15 protein-coding genes and 1 pseudogene are annotated in these 21406 nt (G+C 58.2%); 5 read left to right on the forward strand and 11 right to left on the reverse strand.

What is annotated here, in order from left to right; genetic code table 11:
- Window positions 1-22: 22 nt before the first annotated feature.
- Window positions 23-1276 (forward strand): acyl-CoA dehydrogenase family protein, encoded by a 1254-nt coding sequence (locus HLH36_RS07025; RefSeq protein WP_182985700.1) that lies wholly within the window; start codon window positions 23-25, stop codon window positions 1274-1276.
- Window positions 1277-1404: 128 nt separating this feature from the next.
- Window positions 1405-2467: pseudogene (locus tag HLH36_RS07030) on the forward strand (IS3 family transposase).
- Here HLH36_RS07030 and HLH36_RS19750 read toward each other — a convergent pair.
- The 11 genes from HLH36_RS19750 to HLH36_RS07080 form a co-directional block, all read right to left on the reverse strand.
- Window positions 2413-2970 (reverse strand): MerR family transcriptional regulator, encoded by a 558-nt coding sequence (locus HLH36_RS19750; protein ID WP_246376525.1) that lies wholly within the window; start codon window positions 2968-2970, stop codon window positions 2413-2415. The pseudogene HLH36_RS07030 and the gene HLH36_RS19750 sit on opposite strands and share 55 nt — an antisense overlap.
- Before the next feature lie 48 nt (window positions 2971-3018).
- Complete coding sequence (locus HLH36_RS07035; protein ID WP_246376527.1) at window positions 3019-4485, reverse strand: recombinase family protein; 1467 nt, start codon at window positions 4483-4485, stop codon at window positions 3019-3021.
- A gap of 1407 nt (window positions 4486-5892) precedes the next feature.
- Complete coding sequence (locus tag HLH36_RS07040; protein WP_182985701.1) at window positions 5893-7563, reverse strand: ApeA N-terminal domain 1-containing protein; 1671 nt, start codon at window positions 7561-7563, stop codon at window positions 5893-5895.
- A gap of 561 nt (window positions 7564-8124) precedes the next feature.
- Entirely contained in the window at window positions 8125-8736 is a 612-nt protein-coding gene (locus HLH36_RS07045; RefSeq protein WP_182959343.1) for a LysE family translocator, read from the reverse strand.
- A gap of 467 nt (window positions 8737-9203) precedes the next feature.
- Complete coding sequence (locus HLH36_RS07050) at window positions 9204-13157, reverse strand: AAA domain-containing protein (protein ID WP_182985702.1); 3954 nt, start codon at window positions 13155-13157, stop codon at window positions 9204-9206.
- Window positions 13158-13877: 720 nt separating this feature from the next.
- A complete protein-coding gene (locus HLH36_RS07055; protein ID WP_182985703.1) occupies window positions 13878-14213 on the reverse strand; it encodes a type II toxin-antitoxin system RelE/ParE family toxin in 336 nt (111 codons plus the stop codon).
- A complete protein-coding gene (locus HLH36_RS07060) occupies window positions 14210-14452 on the reverse strand; it encodes a type II toxin-antitoxin system ParD family antitoxin (RefSeq protein WP_048848967.1) in 243 nt (80 codons plus the stop codon). The genes HLH36_RS07055 and HLH36_RS07060 overlap by 4 nt, the downstream gene beginning before the upstream one ends.
- A gap of 229 nt (window positions 14453-14681) precedes the next feature.
- Window positions 14682-15362 carry a nitroreductase family protein gene (locus HLH36_RS20250; RefSeq protein ID WP_408871851.1) on the reverse strand — a complete coding sequence of 227 codons (681 nt, stop codon included), beginning with the start codon at window positions 15360-15362 and terminating at the stop codon, window positions 14682-14684.
- Complete coding sequence (locus tag HLH36_RS07070; protein WP_182985705.1) at window positions 15346-15939, reverse strand: 7-cyano-7-deazaguanine synthase; 594 nt, start codon at window positions 15937-15939, stop codon at window positions 15346-15348. The genes HLH36_RS20250 and HLH36_RS07070 overlap by 17 nt, the downstream gene beginning before the upstream one ends.
- Window positions 15936-17126: a PfkB family carbohydrate kinase gene (locus HLH36_RS07075; protein ID WP_182985706.1), complete on the reverse strand. Its 1191-nt coding sequence runs from the start codon at window positions 17124-17126 to the stop codon at window positions 15936-15938. Before HLH36_RS07075 ends, HLH36_RS07070 begins: the two co-directional genes overlap by 4 nt.
- Window positions 17127-17552: 426 nt before the next feature.
- On the reverse strand, window positions 17553-18377 hold the full coding sequence (locus tag HLH36_RS07080) for an 8-oxoguanine DNA glycosylase (protein WP_182985707.1): 825 nt from the start codon (window positions 18375-18377) through the stop codon (window positions 17553-17555).
- A gap of 56 nt (window positions 18378-18433) precedes the next feature.
- Between HLH36_RS07080 and HLH36_RS07085 the strand changes: the two genes are divergently transcribed.
- From HLH36_RS07085 to HLH36_RS07095, 3 genes are all read left to right on the forward strand, one after another.
- Window positions 18434-18814 carry a hypothetical protein gene (locus HLH36_RS07085; RefSeq protein ID WP_182985708.1) on the forward strand — a complete coding sequence of 127 codons (381 nt, stop codon included), beginning with the start codon at window positions 18434-18436 and terminating at the stop codon, window positions 18812-18814.
- A 545-nt stretch (window positions 18815-19359) separates the two neighbouring features.
- The gene (locus HLH36_RS07090; protein ID WP_182985709.1) at window positions 19360-19998 is read left to right on the forward strand and encodes a Shedu anti-phage system protein SduA domain-containing protein; all 639 of its coding nucleotides are present in this window, start codon (window positions 19360-19362) and stop codon (window positions 19996-19998) included.
- A gap of 144 nt (window positions 19999-20142) precedes the next feature.
- Window positions 20143-20946: a hypothetical protein gene (locus tag HLH36_RS07095; protein WP_182985710.1), complete on the forward strand. Its 804-nt coding sequence runs from the start codon at window positions 20143-20145 to the stop codon at window positions 20944-20946.
- The last annotated feature ends 460 nt before the right edge of the window (window positions 20947-21406 follow it).

A 21406-nucleotide genomic window follows, 5' to 3' on the forward strand; every position in this document is an offset into this window, starting at 1 on the left:
CTTTCTACAGGATATCCCGACCATGAATCAGGTTTCTTCCGCTCACCCGTCCGCGCCCCATGCCCTGTGGGAGCAGACGCGCCCGCGCGAGCATGCCTCCTACCCTGCCGACTGGATCGGCAAAGCCCGCGAACTGGCGGGCATTTTCTCCGAAGGGACAGTCGATCGCGACCATGACGGCACGCGGCCTCTAGAACAGATCCGGCTGCTGAGGGAAAGCGGGCTGGTCAATCTGCTTTATCCCGCGCCGCTAGGCGGCGGGGGTGGCACGCTGCATGACGCAGCGCATGCAGTGCTGGAAATCGCGAAGACCGATGGCTCCACGGCGGCTCTACTGGGCTTTCATTTTTATAATTCCCTTGTGCCGCTACTGACGGATTACGAAGACCGCAATGCGGAGATCGTGCGGCGTGCGACCGGGGCACGGTGGCTGTGGGGCAATGTGACCCAGTATGTGAACCGCGCGTTCGTGGCGCAGCATCATCCGGATGGCGGTTTCGTGCTCAGCGGCACCAAGCGCTGGAATACCGGGGCGCCGCTGGCTGAGATCACGACCGTTCTGGCCATTCATCCGGACCAGGACCGCTATCTCTACGCCACCATTCCGACGAGCCGTGAGGGGCTGCATTTCCACGACGACTGGGCGCCGATCGGCCTGCGGGGCACGGATTCGAGCACGATCACCTTCGAGAATGTCAGGATCTTTCCCGACGAGGTGCTGTACTGGTCGCACGGACCGGCACAGACGGGGCCGTTGCCGCTATGGGCCAGTTTCGGTGCGATCTTCTATTCCGCCGTCTATGTCGGGCGCACGCTGGGGGCGCTGGATCTGGCCCGGAACTGGACCTTGCAGGGCAAGCGCCAGGGGACGTTTCCCGGTTCCGACCTGTCGGCGGATGATCCGTTCATCCAGGCGGAGTTCGCCGAATACTGGATCGAGGCCCAGGCCGCGCTTGCCTATCTGGACAGCACCATTACCCGGGTTCAGCAGGCATGGGATGCCCGCGCCAGCCTGACCGAGGAGGATCGGGGGCGCATCGCGCTGGATACGCTGGCGTTGCGCACGTTCACCTCGCGCACCGCCCTGCATGTCACACCCCGGATCTTTGAATTCGCCGGAGGCCGAGGCACCGGCTTCGCGGCCGATTTCGACCGGTTCTGGCGCGATGTGCGCACCCTGTCGTCACATGACCCGGAGGTGCTGGCACGGCGCACGATCGGGCGACATGTGCTGCATGATATCCCGCTTGTCTTTCCGCCGCATTTCAAGCGGTGACCTTGCCCCCTGAAATGCCCACGATTTGAAGTAAGGTCTGTCCACTGGTGACGTGCTCCCCGAAAACACGGCCATTTTGAGTTGGAATTTTCCCCGTAAGATCCCGTAAGCGGGACGAGGAGAGTTTCATGAAGGCATCGAAGTTCACCGAGGCGCAGATCGCGTTTGTATTGAAGCAGGCGGAAGGGGGAACACCTGTCGCCGAGGTCTGTCGGAAGGCCGGCATTTCGGATGCGACGTTCTACAACTGGCGGAAGAAATATGCGGGCCTGATGCCGTCCGAGATGAAGCGGCTGCGGCAACTTGAAGACGAGAACGCGAAGCTGAAACGGATCGTGACGTGCTGTCAAAAAAGCTCTGAGGCCTGCGCGCAAGCGCGAACTCGTGGACAAGCTTCAGGGGGAGTGGAAGATCTCGACACGGCGTGCCTGTGCGGTGCTGCAGATCGATCGTTCCCTCTATGTCTACAAGTCGAAGCGCGGCACGCAGGCCGAACTGGCACAGCGGATCCGGGAGATCTGCGCAACCCGTGTGCGCTATGGCTATCGCCGTGTTCATATCCTGCTGCAGCGGGATGGCTGGGTGGTGAACCCGAAGCGGATCTATCGTCTTTACAAGGAGTTGGGCATGCAACTGCGCAACAAGGTGCCCAGGCGCCGGGTCAAGGCGAAAGTGCGCGAGGACCGTCGTCCTGCGGCGCACACCAATGATAGCTGGGCAATGGATTTTGTTCGCGACCAGCTTGCGACGGGCCGCAAGATCAGGATCCTGACCGTGATCGACACCTTCTCCCGTTTCTCGCCGGCCACGGATCCCCGGTTCAGTTATCGCGGCGAGGATGTCGTCCAGACCCTGGAGCGGATCTGCGGGCAGATGGGTTATCCCAGGAGCATCCGGGTCGACCAGGACTCGGAGTTTGTCAGCCGGGATCTTGATCTATGGGCGTATCAGAAGGGGGGCGTGCTCGACTTTTCCCGCCCGGGCAAGCCGACCGACAATAGCTTCATCGAGTCCTTCAACGGCAAATTCCGGGTCGAGTGTCTGAACACGCACTGGTTCATGAGCCTTGACGACGCCCGGGCAAAAATGGAGGCTTGGCGTCAGGACTACAATCCTGCTTCACAACACCCATCTGTCTATATGACTGTTTCGAATAAGTTTTCTTGTGCATGTGTTTGTCCTGCAATCTGACTACGCCGTGTTTTTGCCTGGCGGGCGATAAGCTTCGCTTTGTCGCTATCGAGGATATGTCGGTCGAATATCCAGGGACCGTCAGGCAATGGGTGCGTTGCGGCGATCTTTCCGGCCTCGGCAGCAAGCCGTAGCGTTTTGGGGGCGATGCCGAGTAGCTTCGCAGCTTCACCCAGATTGAGGCACGGCTTTTCTTCATCAGGCATGACCCGACAGACCGGGATCCGATGATGCGAGCGCATGGAAGTCACCCGTTCGCGCGTCCAGCGGTTTCCATTCCCGGTCCGTAGCCCGTTACGGTTCAGAAGGCTGGCTATCACATCGTCATTGGCGATACGGACGAGATCGCGCACGGCCGCGATGATGTCGGCGCCGGTGCTGTTACGCTGGCCGCGCCGGCGGCGAGGCAGGCGCAGTTCGGTGTGGATGCCCCCTGCCCAATGGATGGCAAGCACGATCTCCGCCGTTTCGGTATCGAGATCGGCAACAACCTCTTGCACCAATGTCCGGACGATCCGTTTTTTAAGACGGACGTCCGTTGCTGGCGCCTGTCAAACGGATTTGAGATCGTTCGCCAGTTCCAGCAACGAGAGCGGTTCGCATGCGGGTTCGTGCCCTCGTGCCGCGTCGTGGTCGACAATCCTCTGCTCGATCGTGGACGCAGCAGTCAGCGTAGCATTCCATCGCCGTTCCAGTTCTCCGGTCACGAGCCTGTTTTCCGGATCGGCTGCATTGTATTGGCGGAATGCCCGTTCAGCCTCGTAGCGGGCCGCCTGAAGATCGCGTGCCAGAGCTTCGCGTATCTGGTCGCGCTGCTCATTGATGGTCGCCTGAGCGGTGACGGCGGCCTCGATAGCACCGGGTCCTACGACCTCGAGCAGGGCCGTCTCGATCGCGTCATCGACCCGCAATCCACCAAAGGCGATACAGCGCGGTTCCCCACTATCGAGCCAGCCGCGCACACAGCTGTAGCGCGGGATATTATGTTTGGCTCCCGTGTAGCATACCGTCAGCTTGCGTCCACACCGGTGACATCGCAACAGACCGGCCAGCAGCGCGTTCCCGTGTTTGGGCGCGCCATGATGACGTCCGGTCGGCACGTTCTCGCTCACCATGCGGCGGATCGCCTCTGCCCTGTCCCAGCTCACATAACCATCATGCGTGCCAGGAATCAGGGCAAGCCAATTTTCGCGAGGTTTACGCTGGCGCTGGGCATTGAACGCACTGCCGTCATATGACGCGGCCACGCCGGTTTTGCCATAGGCATAGGTGCCGCTATAGATCGGATTGGCGATCATGCGATGGATTGTGGCATAGTCCGGCCGTCGCCAGACAACATCGCCGTTCCGACGTCGTGCCGGCAGATCCAGGTCATGCGTATGAAACCACAGGAGTGCCTGCCGTGCGCTGCCGAGTTCGGCGACCTTGTCAAAAACGAGGCTGATGGCTTCCTGAACCCGCATGTCAGGGTCTTTCTCATAACGGTCGCCAGTTTTGATAAACCCCACAGGCGCACCGACCACGAGTTCGCCGCGCCGTGCTTTCTCATAACGTGCCGTCAGGGACCGCTGACGCAGAAGGTCCAGCTCATATTCGTTCAGGCTGCCCTTCAGACCGAGCAGGAGCCGGTCATTCCCGACACGTGGTGCGTAAATGGCCTCCTGATCGATCAGAAGTGTGTCGACGACACGGCACATTTCGATGAGTTTCTGCCAATCGCGGCTGTTCCGGGAGAAACGGGAGACCTCCAGGGCCGCGACCGCACCGACACGCCCCAAACAGACCTCGGCGACCATGCGGTCGAAACCTGCGCGCGTTACGCCGCCCGCTGCCGAGCAGCCCAGATCGTCGTCGATCACGTCAATCGTCTGCCAGCCCAGCTGGGCGAGCCGTTCGCGCATGGCATATTGCAAGCCGCGGCTTTCCCGGTTGTGCTGCACCTGGTGCGCGGATGATTGCCGCACATACAGAATTGCCCTGCGCTCCAGATGACGCGGGCTGATCTTGTCACGGCTCATCGCAGGCCTCCTGCACGACACCGGGTCCGCGACTGCGTACGTGATCGAGGATCAGGCGAGCCATCATCGACTGTAGATCGTTCCGCGCCTGCTGGGGGAGGTCCCTCCAGATCAGGTTCGGACTGGGCCGATCGGCTTTCTTGTCGTCGAACAGATCCGGCTGCGCCGATATGGTCCCCACACGGGAGCGCTGTCGTCCGTCGTGTCGCATGGTCCTCTCTCCGATTCCGGTCAGGAGAGAAGCCTGCGACGGTTTCAGATGGGTCCGACGACAAAAAGCCCGTCAGCAACGATTGCAGATCGTAAAGCGCTCCCAGGGACACGGTCGGATCCGGGGCCAGCCGCATCCCGGCGCAAGCCGCGCGATCAAGCATCCACGCCGGCAATTCAAGGAGCCTGACCCCTCCCGTGTCAGACAGGCGACAGCGGGAAAGGACTTGGCCGCCCCGCTCAATCATGTCCTCGACGCACACCCGACGCCCAAACCAAGGGTGCCAGGGGTAGAGAACCTCCCGCTCGTCGGTATTATGGGTCTTGCAGAGTCGCGTTCTACAACGAGGTCCGGCCACACAGCGCCATCGGTAACAAACCCCCGATATCGCTGCTGAACGGCTCTCCGGCGGATCTGCCGGTTGAGCCTTGACCCCGGAAGGTTCCAGTTCACGCTGGCCCAAAGTCGGGGAGCACTTCAATACCCCACAGACCCTAACTCAAAACTGAGGGCACGTTCGGATGCAGGGTCAGGCAAGGTCACAGCCATCACACAGATGCGAGAACCGACAATTTTACGCCCCGGTACCTTTCCAGGTGTTTCCTATGTGTTTCCTGCGCGGTGTTCCGGGCACAAAAAAAGCCACCCTTTCGGGTGGCTTTTCCTTAGTCTTATCAGACATATATTCATGGTTGCGGGGGCAGGATTGCTTCTCAGCTTGCAAAAATCGCAAGTTGAGAGAAAATCGGGATTAAAAGACTGTTTTAATGAACTTTTTTCTGCCCACGCATGAAATCTTACTGAAATAAATCGCCCCTGCCCTCATAAAACGTAGAATTTATGCATCCAAAGCCACGTCAGCTTCCGCCTCTTCGCAGACATACAGTTCCTGAATCTACCTTTCCGTATAACGGACACGGTTTGGCCGTCTGCTCCCTACAAATAAAATACACAAAGAGCTTTATTGGGACTTTCCCTATGTATAAAAATGTCGATGGTTAGAACCATCATATACCCCTGCAGGGTGGGCTAACTTGCCATCTTGTCCACTCCCGCTAGCTCACGCCGGGCTGCCAACCCCACACGAAAAGCAGCAGCTTGACGTTGAAAACTTCTTCTTAACGTTCCGGAGCGGGTATGTAAAAAACCGACATTTGCCAACTCAGAATGGCGGGTATATTTAAAAAAAAATTGGTCTACTTGATGATCCACATACAATGTACTCGGAAATTATCTTCTTCGCATTCAAAATATCCTTGATTAACGAACCTAGCCCGGTTCTTAGAAACACCAAAAATTCTTTCAGGATCATGTATATTCGATGTCTTGGTTGGATCATGTATCCAATCTTTATACATCTTGGTATATTCTTCGGAAAACGTAATATTTCCAAGATCATCTTCGATGCAACAACCATGAACTCGTAGTCCCTTGGCTCCTTTAAGCAACTGAAGCTCTTCTATCGTGACTGAAAAAAAATCGGCACTCCCGGTAACGCGGTCCATATGAACTTTATCGATCATGGCAGCGAGTTTGAGCTTGCTATGCGTCTTTTCTAAGCACGTGATAAATTCTTGTGTCGTGAGGCCGAAATCCAAAAATGCCCAGTAGGTCAGAAGCAACGCGATCTTTGACTCAGCACGGATCACGACAGGAAACTGTTCCTGCTTTAAGCCATGATCATCTCCATGCGCGACGCGATTGCGAACTTTCTTAATCAGAGAGAACTCCTCCTCTGATAGATTGATAATTTTCGTAATATCAGCATCCGTCTCTTTAAGCGCCAGTTTATATTTATCTTCTAAATTGAATTTGTTTGAGGAAAATGACTTATTGGCGAGTTCGACGATCTTATCTCTCTCATTAGAGAGTATGGTTGGAAGTTCTTTTGCAAGATCCTGACGGAATTTTCGTAATTTCCTCGAGGAAGGTGGTAGAGATTCAGAGAAGGAGACTTTATCAAATCTAATGTTCAGATAGCTCTCTAAGAGACTGACATAACCAAGTGCTTTGTATTCCCAAAATCCTTCATATCGCTGCATGCCTGACAGACGTACCCAACAAACCTTTCTGTACTTAGATTGGTAATAGTGGTCGAAAATCGACTGCCACCGTCCGTCTAGCGCAGGCTGTTGGATAAAGCACCGAACCCAAAAGCTACTATCATCTTTGGTCCGTTGGGGTCGTTCAAATGTGGGAAAATAGATCCGATAGGAGCGACCAGGTCCCTGTGAAACAATAATGCTTATGATAGTGGCTGGGTAGGCTAGCAAAATAGAAAGTAAGCATGAGAGTTCATGGGTCTTTGCCTTCACATCTGCAAGGCTGAACTTGCTCGCCCTCGCCGAAAAAATGAACTCCACATGCTCATGTAGTACGAGATCCTCCCCCAATTGGCTATGAGAACTACAATACGCGCTTCGTAGATCGAAGTGCTCATTATCTGTTTCGACGCTGACATTGATATCCTTCGGGATTCGTGTCCAGCTGAGCGTTTTACCAACTGAACCGTCAACCGTTCGCCAGTGGAGAAACCATTCTGATACGTCACTGTAACGCACTGAAATTGAGTCAACCGCCGCTTCTTTTAAATCGCCGTCGATCACATAGTCTGCGTAAAGAGCAATACCGTTAACCTTGCAATCACAGAGACAAAATGTGCTTCCTTCGTTCGTTACCGCCTTAACGAGATCAAATTTCGCGTCGTCCGCGCGCAACTCTAGGGCATTGTCTGAGATTAAGAGATTGACGCAAGCCCATTGATTGCCTCCGAAAGATAAAACGCCAGATCCTAGTCGTCCGAGTTGATCGTGATATAATTCGACGTCAAAATTCTTTGGCTCTGGATTATGGTTATTTTTACGCACGTCGCATCCTCATCGAGAATTGGGTAGATTTATTTTCCATTTCGGAGATAAAGTTGATCCATTCATTTGTTAGTATTGTCATTATACGTTCGGGCGGTAGCGTGCGGTGGTGAGATTGTCGCCTCGGAGCAAAAGCAAGATGCGCTTAAAACACCAGATATCCGACAGCATGTCCATTGACACCATCCCGGAAAAACCTGGCTCCGAGTTGCGTCACTCGATCCAGTATATGTGCCAGGATCCTAAGCATAGTGGTCCCTAACAGCCATAAACGCGCCTGAAATATTCTCCGACGTATGCCATCCATCTATCACTTGGATGGCAGCGTGTCTCTTCACCCCGCTTAGGAGCAGACATTCCGCTTCCCCCCTAATCTGCCTGTCCGCTTAGTGATGCAGAAGCAGACAGGCAGCAGTCGCCCTTTCTCGGACAGCAGGGAGTCAATCCGCGCCTTCTCGAAGCGGACGTGAAACAAGGGTTGTGGACTTTTTGGTCACCGCCAGTCTCAGCGCTGTTCACTGCACTCCCAACTCATGCCACCGATCAGGCCGATCATTTTCATCACGTCGTGGCCTCCTGCATGAGGGGATAGAGCGAGGCCAGCAGCAGGAGCGCCATGCCGATATTGAACCCGCGCAAAATCGTCGGGCGTGTTAGCCATCGCCGCATTGACGCACCGAATCCGGCCCAGAGGCTGACAGTCAGCAAGCTGACTATCCCGCACATCAGGCAGGCAACGGGTAGATTGAACAGGAAATCATGGCGGGGTGTGTAGGCTGAGACAATACTGACGGCCATGACCCACGCTTTCGGATTTATCCACTGAAATCCGGCCGCCTGCAAAAAACTCAACGGCTTGGTGCTGCCAGTAGTTGATCCGCTCGCATCGGAAGTGGCGATCTTCCAGGCGAGCCATATCAGATAGAGTGCGCTGATGTATTTCAGGGCGACGTAGAGAAAGGGCAGCCTATCAAAAATGCTGCCCAGTCCAATCCCAACCAGAGCAACCATGACGACAATGCCTATACTGATGCCTAACATTTGCGGAATCGTGCGCCTGAAGCCGTGATTGAGGCCTGATGCCGCCAGCATCGTATTGTTCGGGCCAGGCGTGATCGAGGTGACGAGAACAAATACGGCCAGAGGTCCGAAACTGTCCCAAAGAGAGGGCATCGGCATACTTCCATTGGTGCAAAAATTATATTCAGGAATATTATGTATCGAGTTTGATCAGAATTGATGCAGTCATGCAGAATACTTTTATACAGTTTCTGTGATGCCGATATGACAGTCAATCCTGTTCACGACGTCATGTTGTTGGTCCGTTCGTAGCCGATCCACGGCGGAAACCGAATGCTAGTCGCTCTGGACCGCTCCGGTATTGGCGGAGACGTCCGCTTTCATGCATCCGTTCTGCGAAGCGGACTGTCCGTTCCCCCCGCAATCAAGAAATCTGGCTTCTTGGGGGAGTGGAATATACTGCTTTCGCCAGTAGGATGCCGCCGGACGCATTCCCTGATAGCGTTGTCTTCTCGCAGGGCTAGACGTTTTAACCCCGCTTCTCTTCCGGCCTGGTGCCGGCCTCGCCCTCAATGATTGATGCCCGCCGGCCGGAGCACGAGGGGTGCGGCGGTCCCCGGCTAGACGGCGGGCGGAACCATCTGAACCACTGCGGTCCTCAAGAGGGTGTCTCGGGGCTCCTCAGCGTTGCCCGTGTCTGGCGCATTATCCAGGGCGGGGCGCGCCTCACCGGTAATCACGACGTTCACTGCGGCGCCGCGGGCTCTGAGCTCTTTGATGGCCTCAGCCGCAGCCGTGCGCGCAGGCAGGCCCGTCAGGCGCCAGGACGTGTCGAGATTGGCCCCCTCGGGATTGGCGCGCTTGACGCTCAGCCAGTTGAACGAGCCTTCGATGAGCACCGTGGGCGTAATGAGCGACTTGGAGTGCAGTAGCGCAATGTGATGGAGGGTCGCGCCCATCTCGCGCAATAGCACCTGCAGGCGGGCATCGACAGGTCTGGTCGCCGGTCGCGTGACGATGTGCACGGAGCAGCGCCGTGCGATAGCGCCGCTGACGACGTCCTGGAGGGCCTCGGTCTCCACGGGGTCCGCGCCCAGGAAAGGCGAGACGACCACTGCGTTGCATCCTGACGCCAATTCGTTCAGAGCAGCGTTGAAGGCGTTGACATGAGCGGCGTGGGTCGACAGGCGCTCACCGCGCAGGACAATGTCGTCGGGGGCCGCATAGTTGCCGGTGACCTCGCGCAGCTCTGAACCGCGCGTAAACATTGATCGACCCACGATACCCAAGGTGGAGGATGGAATACCTTCGAAATGCTCCATTGCACCGATGATGACGAAGCTGTCCTTTGCTCGCGAGATGGCGACGTTCAGGAGGCTGCGGCTGCCTTCGATGAAGGAGGGGGGCGTGTCGCGGTCGTAGGTCGGCGAAAAGATGACGATAGGCCGTTCCGCGCCCTGCAGTGCGTGGACGGTGCCCACGGTGATGTTCGAGAAATCCAGTTTCCCATTGTCGCGCATATGGCCAATGGTCGCGTGGAGCACGCGCTTCTGCGCCGAGAACGGAGTCACGACAGCCACGATCTTCGATAGCTCGCAGCCGTAATGGTTAACCCACTCCTGCGCATGCGCACCGATCCAGCGCGCGATAGCGGCGGCTTCTTTTTTGTTGGTCCCGCTGCCGCCGACGCGCTCGTATCGCCCGGAGACGTTCGCCCATGCCAGAGCGGGCACCGGAGGCGGCGCCTTGGGCTGCGCCGTCATAGGCTCGAGCCGACCGCCATAGACCAACTCGTTGCAGATTTGAATGATGTCGCGGTGACACCGGCGATGCTCGGAGAGAAACATGCCTGGTAAAGGGGCCTCGGGCGAGGAATACCGTGTTGAGGACTGGACAACACGCATCACGGACCCCGGCAGCTCGTTGCGCGCGCTGGCCGTCACGACCCGGCCGTCGGTCACGGCATGGTCCTCGTTCCACCAGCTCTGGTAGACACCCGCGGCCTGGGCGTTGCCGCAATCGGTGGAGTGCGGCATCGTTACGACCGGCGCGATCTGGAAGATATCGCCTACGACGACCGCACGCTTGGCCAGCGCCATCGCGGGTGCTGCCTGGAAGGGCGGTATCTGCCCCGCCTCGTCGATGATGAGCGTGTCGATGAACCCCGTCATGTAGAGGCTTTGCCATTTCTGGTCGACGCGAGCGGTCCTAATGAAATGCCTGGGCAGCGTCGCTGTCGTCGAGACGAAGCACGGCGTCAGCATCGCCCAGCGGCGATACATGGCGACTAGCGCCTTCTCGCCCGCCCCCTTGAAAGGGTAAGCGCGTGTATCGCCGCCGGAGAGTGCCGCCTGGAATCTCTGCGTCTCAAGGATCCAGCGCCCTTCCCAGTAGCGTAGGGCCAGGTGAAAAAGCTTGAAGCGCACTGTGCGGTCAAGCAGTGCATCGAGTGCGCGGTGATCGGATGTCTCCCGGAGCCAGGGCAGCTCGCCTTCGGAGACCTCAAAGTTCTGGCGCCACCAATCCGGTTCGCCCACGGCGTGGCCGGCTTCTGCCAGCATCCGAGGCAGAGCGGCGAGTTCCGCGCGCTTGCTGGCGAGTTCGCGCATGGGAGCATCGCAGCTGCGCGCCTTCATCTCGTTGAGCTGGCGCAGCTCACTTTCGGATACGACCTTTTTGTTGGCGCATTCCTCGGCCTGCGCCCCGATCTGGGCAAGTCGCGCTTTTCGGGTTCTCTCCACGGCTGCCAGCTCCGCCTCCGCGTCCCCGAGGGCTTTGCGGGCCGTTTCCTGCAGGCCCGCGATCACGCCAAGATAAGCCGCGCGTGTGCGGGCCTGCATGGCGGACACAAACGCCGCAGCGTGAGGCGATTGAGCGACCATGACTTCGGCCGCCTCCCATTTGCGCGTCGAGAAGAGGCCACCGAAAATCCCGCCTTCGCTGGGAAGGGACGCGATGACGCGGGCGGCGAACGCGTCGGTGTCTTCGACCTGTCGCCGTTGCTTTTCGACGGTGTCCTGGGCTCGGGCCAGCAGGCGGGCCTCGTTCTGACTTTCAGCGCTGTAACGCCTGCGCGCAGCGTCAAGGGCGCCGGTTTCTTCTTCAAGGCGCGCACCGACGTTTCCGGCCTTTTCATCAAACTGTCCTTTCAATCGGACGAGTTCAGCCTCCTGTTCGTCGAGGGCGGCGGCGTCGGGGCCTTCGCCCGTAAGCTGGTCATAACGCTGATAGGCGGCGATGAGGGGGCGCACGCGATTATGAAGATGCGCCATCTCCTTACGCAGGATTTCGACCGCTTCGTGAACGTCCTCCACATCTTGCAGGTCCAGCCGATAATCATGAAAGCGCGCCATCCACGTCACCATGGCTTGGTCGAGAATGGCGCAGTCGCGCTCCAGGGCTGGGAATCCAGACCAGTCCTCCGGGGCCGGCCTGCGCCCAGGGACCGCGACTAGGAATCCCTCCTTCTCTGCCCTGGGAGCGCGCTCCTTTGAGATGAGAAGCAGCCCCAGGCTGTCTGCACCATCCACCCAGCGCCGCGCCCAATTGCGGTCGGAGGGGTCAATCAGCGCGGAGCCCATCGCGACAATGATGTTTTGTACGGCCTGATTGTTGGTCGAGGTGCAGACAAAGACGACGGGCTCCTCGTTACGCAGGGCGCGGTAGACGAGCTCGGTCGCGATGATGCCTTGCAAGAGAGTCGTCTTGCCCGTGCCCGGCGGCCCATTCACAGCCAACATCTCACCCTCTTCGAGGGCTAGGTATGCGCCGACCGTATCGGACTGGTTGGGTGACAGACCATATTTGCCGTTCATCGACCCGCGGGGCGCCTTCGACATTTCATCGCGGAACGCCCCATCTACCAATTCTGCGTCATTGAGCGGGGTGATGTAGCGCGCAAGCAAAGGCGACATGATGCTGGTTGGCTCAGCGCAGGCTGCATCGTAAAATTTCTTGAGGTTGCGGATCATCGCCATGTTGGCGGAAGACGCGACCGGCAGCGCGGGCACGGTCTCGGTCAGCACCCATCCCTGGGGCACCACCCCATCGGTCACCGCGTCCCAGCAGCCGTCTGCCCAATCGAGCCAGCGCGACCACTCGGTGCAATCCGGCGGGTTCGCCTGCAACCAAGCGTCCATCCGTTCCACGTGGCCGATGGTTACGATGCTGTCAGTTGGCTCCAGATAGTGCCGGTTTATCCAGGGCGGCAGGTCCTCATGAACCGATAGCTGGCCCGTCGCGCTGACAGCCACGACGACGCCCTGGACATAGGCACGGGCGTGCCGAAGGTCTCCGGCACCGTGGGTGACTGTCAGGTTGAGCGCGCGCAGCGCTATGCTAGCTATGACGACGTCGCTGTCCTTGTCCTCTGCGGCATCCTTTTGCTTTAAGCGGAGGGCGTGCAGAGCCTCGACGTCGCGCGGCGGTAGAACGCCACGGCGCAAATCCTCGACCCGAAGTGTCACGACCTCCTTACCTTCGAAGGACAGTGTCGCCTGAGCTTCGTCGACGAGGGATCGGCGCCAGTATTCGAGCACATCCAATGGGCGTGGCGACTTCTGATTGACCGGCATACATGCTCCTCCGTCTCAATAGGAAGCTATGCCAAGCTATTCCGCAGTTCAATGCAGCCGGAAAATGCTCGCACAGGCCAAGGGCGGGAGCGGATCACCACCGGATTAGATCTATCATTTGCTTTGAAGGCTTGGCGGCGACCTGAGGAAATACATTGCTCATAGGGGGTATAGGCACTACAGATGCATGTGTTTAGCAGGCATCCTTTGCGTTACTTTAATCTGTGCTGAAAATGGAGGAAATGTCCGCTTCTGCATGTCTGAGCCGGAAAGCGGACAACCCGCAATCCCCCAAATTGCCGTCATCCCGACGTAGCCCTCGTCGAGGGAGTTCTCGCGTTCCCCTCGGCTGCCTCCTGTCCCCTCCCCCGTTCTTTCTCCTCCGGCCGAGTTACGCCCCGGCACCCCAGATCCCGCTCGTACGCCCATGTACGAAGCAGTTGGTTGCGGGTTCATTTGACCTCGATTTGAACCTACCTGTGCCAAGGCATTGAAATGATGGGGAATTTGGTAGGCGTGTGGTGTGTGGAGCAACAAAAAACCCCGCCAAGTCAGGGACTTAGCGGGGTTTTTGGGATGTTTCTGGTTGCGGGGGCACGCAAGCACCGATGCCCACACTCACTTCAGGCGGTAATATAATTACGCGATATCAGAAGTTTAACACCTTAAATCAATACAGATGCTCGGTTTACCTCCGCCGAAGCGTTACCGCTCACAGGACTAAACATCTTCTGCATTTGGACCGCTCATCCAGAGCGGAATATCGTTGCGCGCATGCAGCACGCGCCAGACATCAATACGATCCTCACGCTCAAGATAAAATACGAGGTAAGGATAACCTTTCACGCGATGGGCACGCAGTCCCGGCAGGTCCAGCTCATAGGCATAACGGAGCGATCCCGCACCCGGATAGTCTCCGATGAACATGAAAGCGCTCTGTAATGCCGCGATGAAGCCCATTGCAATGGCCTCACCCGCCTCGGCAGCATAGTAATCAACCGCCAGCTCGACATCCCGCTCAGCCTGTCCGCGCGGAACGACCAGTCGGCCTGTCATTCCTTGCCAGCAGTGCGGCGCGCACGCTCGCGCAGCCGGTCGAAATAACCGGTATCCGCCGGCACTGTGGCAGGAGACGAAGCGCCTTCGATCAACAGCGCACGCAAGTGCTGCCGGTCCTGATCCCGACGGATCAGTTCGCGCACATATTCGCTACTGGTCCCGAAGCCGCGTCCGACGACCTGCTCGTCGACGAAGCTTTTCATGGTCTCCGGGAGCGAGATGTTCATCGTACTCATACCGACACCTTATTCGTTATGGCAAAAATTGGCAAGAAAATTACAGCCTCAATTGCATCTTCGTTGCCCTTGCCTAAACGTAGCCCTGCACTTGCCGAGAAGCACTTGCGACCGGTGACGCCCAGAATTAGGTGCGTGCCGTACGAGCGCCTTCCAACTGCTAAAGCTGAACCGGCCGACTTCTTCGGCCAAGAGATTACGAAGCGAGACTTGGTCGCTACTGTGCGTCCTAGATTCGTGAACCGACATGCACAGCGCCGAGCCCGATGAACGGCTCCCAGAGACCAGCTCTTCGGCAGATCTCCGTGCCGGTTCGACCCATGGCACACGAAGTTAAGCCAAGCGCCGTAGCCACGAGACAGATCGTCGCGCTTAAGGCACCGGCATCACGGACAAGCAACGATTCCGAGTTTTCGTAGCCAGCGCCCGTCCTTGTCGGATCCGCTACAATCTGAACAGTCGTCCCAGCCTTGGCGCCGGTCAACTCCGAGACACTGGCCTCGTTCGCGCGCCGCACCGTCCTTTCATCAGCCGAGCAAAGAAGGATGGCGTGTCGCTCGGGTTCATAGACGCCAATTGGATCGCCATTGCCAATCGGGATGATCAGGAGACGCAGCGGATGCAGACCACCGGCCGAAGGCGTATTGCGACTTTCCCACCCGATACCGAAGCGCCCCGCCGAGCGCCTCTCTCGCAGGAGCATCGAATGCCAGAGCACCGAGGCTAATTCCACCTCGGCGACGGGACCACCGATCGTCGAAACCCTGTCTCGTAGAACATCAAGGAAAGGAATCGAGGGCGTCAGGATGTCCCGTGGCAGAGCGTATGCGCCAGTATGGGGCACCGCTGTCGGGCGCCACTCGAGCGGTAGGTCACGCGGACAAGGTTCATCGTCAATAGGCATCGCCATAAATCTCGTGGGCAACTTGATAATGCTTCACGCACCCCCGACACGCACCACAGGCAAGATTGCCGAAGTGACAGGAATGGGCCCACGACAGGAGTGAGCGTGGTACCCCGGAGGCGCGAACGAGTTCCGCAGTCGTCATGCCGATCGCAGGCGCAACGACACGCATGCCTCCCTCCTGCCCAACCAAGATCTTGTCCATCATTGCATAGAACTCGGGCCTTCCGTCGGCGTGCGAGGCGTCAGATGCAACGGATCCGAGCATCAGTTCGTTGACGCCTATTGCAATGCCACGCATTGCCGCGAAAGTGATCAGCATCTGATTCCGATAGGGCCACCATTCAGGAACCGGTGCCGCATCGAGCGCCGGAACGCCGGCCATGTCGCCGGATCCCAGTGCCGAGCAATCAATGCGGACCAACTCGTGACGTATGCCGAGCTCATCGCTCACCCTTGCAGCGGCCCTCATCTCGGCTTCAGCGGCCCGCTGCCCGTAATCTACGGTAATCGCCACCTCTGGACGCTTCCAATAACCGAGAGCAATCGAATCCATGCCGCCGGAGAGCAGGATCGCCCTCATGGCAGTGCCCAGACGGCATGATAGACTGCAGACACCAGGTCGCCGACGACCTGGCATCTGGAACCGACAACCATTTTAAGATCCTCAGGACGCATGTTCTGAGCCAACGCAACGACGGGGATGCCCTTCGCCCGTGCCCAGCCGACCTCGAACACTGTGCCCGGATCTGTGCCATTCAGAATCGCGATCATAGCTTGGCATCTGTCGACACCAGCAAGATCGAGCGGCGCTACGACCTCTCCCGGCCCCGGCCCTACATCGTGGAGCGGCGAGAACACCTCGACGCCCATATGCCCGAGCTGGGTACGGATCTCCTCGACCATCCACCGCTCAGCTAGATTGAAAAACGGTGCCGCGATGTAAATACGACCGTGGCCCGGCACCACCGGGTCAAGCTCCAGAGATGCTAGCTCGTCCGCGGTTGAGATCGGCAGAACCCGCGTCGCGCAATATCTGCTTGTCGCACGAGACGCGAGATCGGCCGCTTCGACCGGATCGCGTCCCTCAACCGCCCAAAACTGCGTAAACGCGGCGGAATAGACGTCGCCTGATCCAATCTTCCAAACTGTGGGACTGCGGTAGGCTGGAACGCGGGCGCACCCCGACGCAGTCCCGACGAGAGCACCGTAGCCGCCCATCTTGAGCACCACTACCTCCGCCCCCTGCGTCTCGATCAGATCCTGGACAATCTCGTCGGGGTCCGTGCGGTTGGTCAGACATCCCGCCTCGAGGCGATTCAGGATGAGTGCGAGCCGTTTCGCGGTCGATCCATTCTCGCCGAAGGGCCTCGGATCAAATGCCGATTGCGGATCGTATACGGCAATCTTCGCCGTGACCCTCGCGGTGCCCTCCAGCATGCCGAAGCGGAGGACAACATCATCTTCGACGATGAGCGGATCATGCTTTTGAATCGCGTCAGGGCGGGGCGAAATCCTTGGCGTCGCCAGCGAGTGAAAATAGTCGAACGCGATACCGATGGGAACTTCTGGTCCCCGCGCCTCGAAGCCATACACACCCTCGAGATTGGCGACGCCGTCTAGGAGCGGCACCGCCCTATAGGTCATTAACCCGACATCAGGAACAGACGCGCTGATCGCGGCTGCGGCTCTGCCGCCCGACCCATAGACGTCGTCCCAGAAGGGCTCGATGCACCTCTCCAAATAGACACCGCCGACGACCGTGGTCATGCGGGCTGGATCCGAAGCTCGACTAGCCCGCTGGAGATGCTTGTGACGATCGCCTTATAGGTCCATCCGTCCCCAATGCAGCGGATAAGCGTGAGATGACCACGGTGGGTCAGTGCTCCAGCTACTGAGCCGCCTTTCCTGACCTCGAGAATAGGTCGACCGCTTGATGTCGCCAGCACAATGTCCAGCTCCTCGCCGACTCTGAGCGTGGCTACCACAGCGGGCACCGGGCTGTTCAGAGGAGCGCGCTGCGCAATCGCGCACTGGTCAGGATCACCGCCTCCGCTGCCACCACCGCCTGGCGGACCACCGCCGTTGCTTGCAGGACGAATACTTCCAACGTAACCGTCATCGCGGCCGCCACCACCACCAGACATAGAATTGTCCCTTAAGAACTTTCCTCTGGATTCATAATAGATCGTGTAATCAGATAAGGGTCAACTGGGTCGTCACATCCAATTTGGAGGAATTTCCTCGCCGCGTCTTCGCACTATCAGCCTTCTCTAGCATGGACTTCAGGAGGGCAGCGGGTATCTCACGCATCGACGCCCACATCACGGAGTCAAGGATCGATGCCCGGATGCCGATGCTTCGAGCGAATTCTAGATAAGCGCTCTCCAGTAAGAGGTAATGCCGTTCGACGCGCCAATCCTCGCGGAAGATGCCGAGAATAGCGCCAGCGCGGAGAATGTGGATGTCGAGGATCGATACCTCGTCGCTGCCGCGCCAGTTCCGCACGATCCAGGAGGCGGTCTTCGGCCCGATGCCAGGAATGCTGACGAGCGCATTCCGAAGGGCACAGTCGCCGATACGGTCATCAATATCCTCGAGCGCGACCATCGCAGTAGAAACGTAACGCGCTTTCTGCGCCGCGAAACGATACCGCACCGGCCGGCCATTCACGACGAGTGGATCGCGCAACAGCCGTTCCACAACGAACTGATTCTTCAACGCTTCTGCATCCGCCCGCATCACGTCGCGGAGGCGGCGATACGCGGCGAGGCCGACTTCAGCCGGGATACCATAGCCTCCGAGCAGGCAGGCCAGCGTCTCCTCCGCCAGCGTCTCGCCGAGCCTGTAGTGTTCGGGCTCCTCCATCTCGAGCATCCAACCTTGGGAGGCCCAATATGCGGGGGTGCATATTTCTTCGTGCCGTCCCCATCTGATGAGCCCCATGCCAATGGGCTGCTCCGGCGCGGGTATCCTACGCGTCGCGAGACCCGAAGGGGTGAGCATGCTGACCTGCTGCATTGCCGCCTTCCTTATAAATGCATATATACATTTATTATGCATGAATCAGCAATGCAATGTCCGACCTGATCGAGCGTGCCGAGATGGTGCGGCGGAGACTTCGCCTACGCCAAGCCGTCGTAGCGGCCGCCCTTAACATATCTCAGGGCCACTACAGTAAGGTCGTGGCCAGACGGACACCTCTTGCCCGTAATCTGGCTGAGCGCTTGGCAGCATGGGTGGACGTCAACAGCACGGGCGAGCACGCTGACGGCGACCTCGTGACGCACCGGATGGCGATGCTCGCGGAATCTATTCAACGCCAGTGCGTAGAGCTTCTTCAGTTAACAACGCGCGGAATACATGCTTCCGCTTCTCCAGCGGATGGTGAACCTTTCCAGCCAAAAACTGCTTCAAATTTAGAAACAACCCGGAAAGCGGCCGACAGTGAAAGATGAGTGCTCCGCAACTTTTTGATCACAAATCTTGACGGCGAAGGTTGGTCGCACGCCTGCTTCTGTCGCGTCTAGCGAGCGATCTTGATATCAAGCCGTCTTTAATCGTTCTCGGCAGCTCCTGACCGGGAATTACGGGGAGAATTGGAATTTTTTCGAACGCTGCAGAGTTATACGACCTACTCGAAGCTGCCATTATCGACGGTGGGCTGGCTGCCCGTGGCCGTGTCGAGGCCGTAGCGCGCGATGCCGACGACCTCTCCGTCACGTTCCCGGCATACGCCGCGCTGATGGCTTGGGGTGCCGAGGGTATGGGTCTAATCGTCGGGATCGCGCTGACGCACCACACCGTAAAGAGTAAATCCGCGGCACTCACGCTCTTCAGTATCGCTGCGCTAGACGGCAGGATCTCGCCGCCTCCTTTGATAACCATGGTCCCCCTGTCGATCCAGAAGGCCGCGAACGCAAAGGTGGATTCGAGGGTCCTGCGATCAGATGCAAGCCACGCCCTGCGTACACTAATCCTGTCGTTACCGACGGACGATCTCATGATCCCGCTCAGCCAGAGCGTAATGCATCTCATGAGCCGGCAGGACGTGGTGGAAACGCTGATAGCCGCCCTCGGGGTGAAATGGCTTCGCTTCGGCCCGCCCGTGCTCGACCAGTATCGCCGGCTGATTGCCGAACGCCCGGACGACGAACCGGCCTGTCAGGCCTTCTTCTGCCGCTACCCGCAGCTACTCGATCCGATGGCCGTTCAGGTCTGGAGCCAGCCTGACTTCCATGGCGCCCTCGAACCAGACTTCGTGGTCCGCAGAGCTGATGACAGCTATCTCGTGGTCGAGATCGAATGTCCGGGTAAGCGGCTCATGACCAAGGGAGCTCAGTTGAGTGGCGAGGCAACCCATGCCGAGAAGCAGGCCGTTGAATACGAGAGCTTTCTGTCGGAGAGAGTCCAGGAGGCGCGCACGCACTTTCCGAAATACCGCAGGGCTGATTGCCTCGTGATCATCGGCACTGAGGCCAGTCTCGATCAGGCGCAGTCCGAAGCTCTTGAGCGGGCGAATCAGCGCCGTCAGAATGTGCGGATCGCCGGGTTCGACTGGCTCGAGGCACGGGCGCGGAAGCTGATCGAAAACGTGAGCCACGGCTCCATCGACGTCATAACCCGGCACCGTGTGATCTGAGACGGGCGGGTAGCGCTGCTTACCCGTCGCCCTCTCCGCTTCCTGCGCCCATTCTTAATAAGCGGCTGGCTTTGGGATCGCGAAGATTGAACGGTAGCGGCGCACTGGGGGGCCCCTGCTCCCGCTCATTTCAAGGAAGCGGGAATGGCCGGTTTCGGCAAAGGCAGCCGTTCTGGCGCAGGTCGGGGATTGGTCGAAAGCCGCCGTAAACCCGCTTCAGCCTCTGTCAAATCGGGCTATACGGGCTCTATGAATAATCATGATGCACTTCCCATCGACCTGATGGTCGCTCCGATCTGGCCGCAGTGGCAGCGGCTAAGCCGTCTGCTCTTTAGTGGTCAGATTGCATTTAACAGCGAACTGGCACGCTGGGAGACCACCGAGTTCGATACCGAGCACGGTGTCCGCTTGCGCGATCGGACAATGCAGTCAAAATATCGCGTCACCCTCGACGAGCATCTTACGACGCTTCGCGATCGCAGTCAGTTTTTTGAAGTTATCCTGATCAAAGCCTATTCTCTAATGGACGCCCACGGTCGGTACGTCCGATATATTCTCGACAGCAAAAAATTCGAATTGTTGTACAGAGTTCCGACCGAGAGCGAGCTTCAGATCATCTTTGATATCCATCTCACCGGTGGCGTCGAGGCATGGGGCGGCAAGCTTCTGACGGAGCTTGGGCGCGACTGGCGCATCATCGACGGCAAGGCGGGACTGATTCAGACTTCGATCCTGCGCAATGCCTTCGCGCATGGTTATGTTAGCGCGACACAAGGAATGCTGGATGCCGCGGTGGAGCGCGGCGCGAGCCTTCCGTTGGCGGCCGGCGACCCTATTGCACTAACGTTCGAGCAATGCAGACTTCATCTCTCGCGTATCAAATCGTTCTGCAGGCGACTGGACGGCGGGCTGATCAATCTCGCTAAGGTAAATTCCCAAGGGCAATGACGCAGTTCAAATCCACCCATTTCCGGGCCTATCGATCAGCAAACCCATGACAGTTTTCAGGATCGCCAGTCGTCCAACAGTGTGACCGTTGTGGGCGAAAAGCCCCACGAACGCTCAATGGAATGAGGATGGCGGGTTCTGGTAGGAGCGGCTATTCACGGGAAATCTGTGGAACGACGAGAATTGGTCGAAAGCTGCCGCACTGCCGGCCTGGGCACTCAGGTATCGGGCAATAGCGTGGAAACGGCGCCTTGTATACCGCACGATGGTATGCGGTGATCGGCGGCAATATCGGGCTATGGAGGGCAATCGGCGGATCGGGAGGGATTCGAACTTTTACATTGAGACCGCTTCGCTGCCGTAGCGCTCAGCGTGCTGACAGCCGCTGATTCCTTGATCTCAACGTATCTGGTTGCGGGTATCGGGCCCCGATTTGAACCTGTTTATGTCAACCTGTTGA

The organism is Gluconacetobacter aggeris (assembly GCF_014174395.1).
Lineage (GTDB): Bacteria > Pseudomonadota > Alphaproteobacteria > Acetobacterales > Acetobacteraceae > Gluconacetobacter > Gluconacetobacter aggeris.

What these genes read in the sequence shown, in the direction of transcription:
- HLH36_RS07025 (WP_182985700.1), top strand. Translation starts at nt 23, where the DNA reads ATGAATCAGGTTTCTTCCGCTCACCCGTCCGCGCCCCATGCCCTGTGG.
- HLH36_RS07035 (WP_246376527.1), bottom strand. Translation starts at nt 4,485, where the DNA reads ATGAGCCGTGACAAGATCAGCCCGCGTCATCTGGAGCGCAGGGCAATT.
- HLH36_RS07045 (WP_182959343.1), bottom strand. Translation starts at nt 8,736, where the DNA reads ATGCCCTCTCTTTGGGACAGTTTCGGACCTCTGGCCGTATTTGTTCTC.
- HLH36_RS07050 (WP_182985702.1), bottom strand. Translation starts at nt 13,157, where the DNA reads ATGCCGGTCAATCAGAAGTCGCCACGCCCATTGGATGTGCTCGAATAC.
- HLH36_RS07055 (WP_182985703.1), bottom strand. Translation starts at nt 14,213, where the DNA reads ATGACAGGCCGACTGGTCGTTCCGCGCGGACAGGCTGAGCGGGATGTC.
- HLH36_RS07060 (WP_048848967.1), bottom strand. Translation starts at nt 14,452, where the DNA reads ATGAGTACGATGAACATCTCGCTCCCGGAGACCATGAAAAGCTTCGTC.
- HLH36_RS20250 (WP_408871851.1), bottom strand. Translation starts at nt 15,362, where the DNA reads ATGGCGATGCCTATTGACGATGAACCTTGTCCGCGTGACCTACCGCTC.
- HLH36_RS07070 (WP_182985705.1), bottom strand. Translation starts at nt 15,939, where the DNA reads ATGAGGGCGATCCTGCTCTCCGGCGGCATGGATTCGATTGCTCTCGGT.
- HLH36_RS07075 (WP_182985706.1), bottom strand. Translation starts at nt 17,126, where the DNA reads ATGACCACGGTCGTCGGCGGTGTCTATTTGGAGAGGTGCATCGAGCCC.
- HLH36_RS07080 (WP_182985707.1), bottom strand. Translation starts at nt 18,377, where the DNA reads ATGCAGCAGGTCAGCATGCTCACCCCTTCGGGTCTCGCGACGCGTAGG.
- HLH36_RS07085 (WP_182985708.1), top strand. Translation starts at nt 18,434, where the DNA reads ATGTCCGACCTGATCGAGCGTGCCGAGATGGTGCGGCGGAGACTTCGC.
- HLH36_RS07090 (WP_182985709.1), top strand. Translation starts at nt 19,360, where the DNA reads ATGATCCCGCTCAGCCAGAGCGTAATGCATCTCATGAGCCGGCAGGAC.
- HLH36_RS07095 (WP_182985710.1), top strand. Translation starts at nt 20,143, where the DNA reads ATGGCCGGTTTCGGCAAAGGCAGCCGTTCTGGCGCAGGTCGGGGATTG.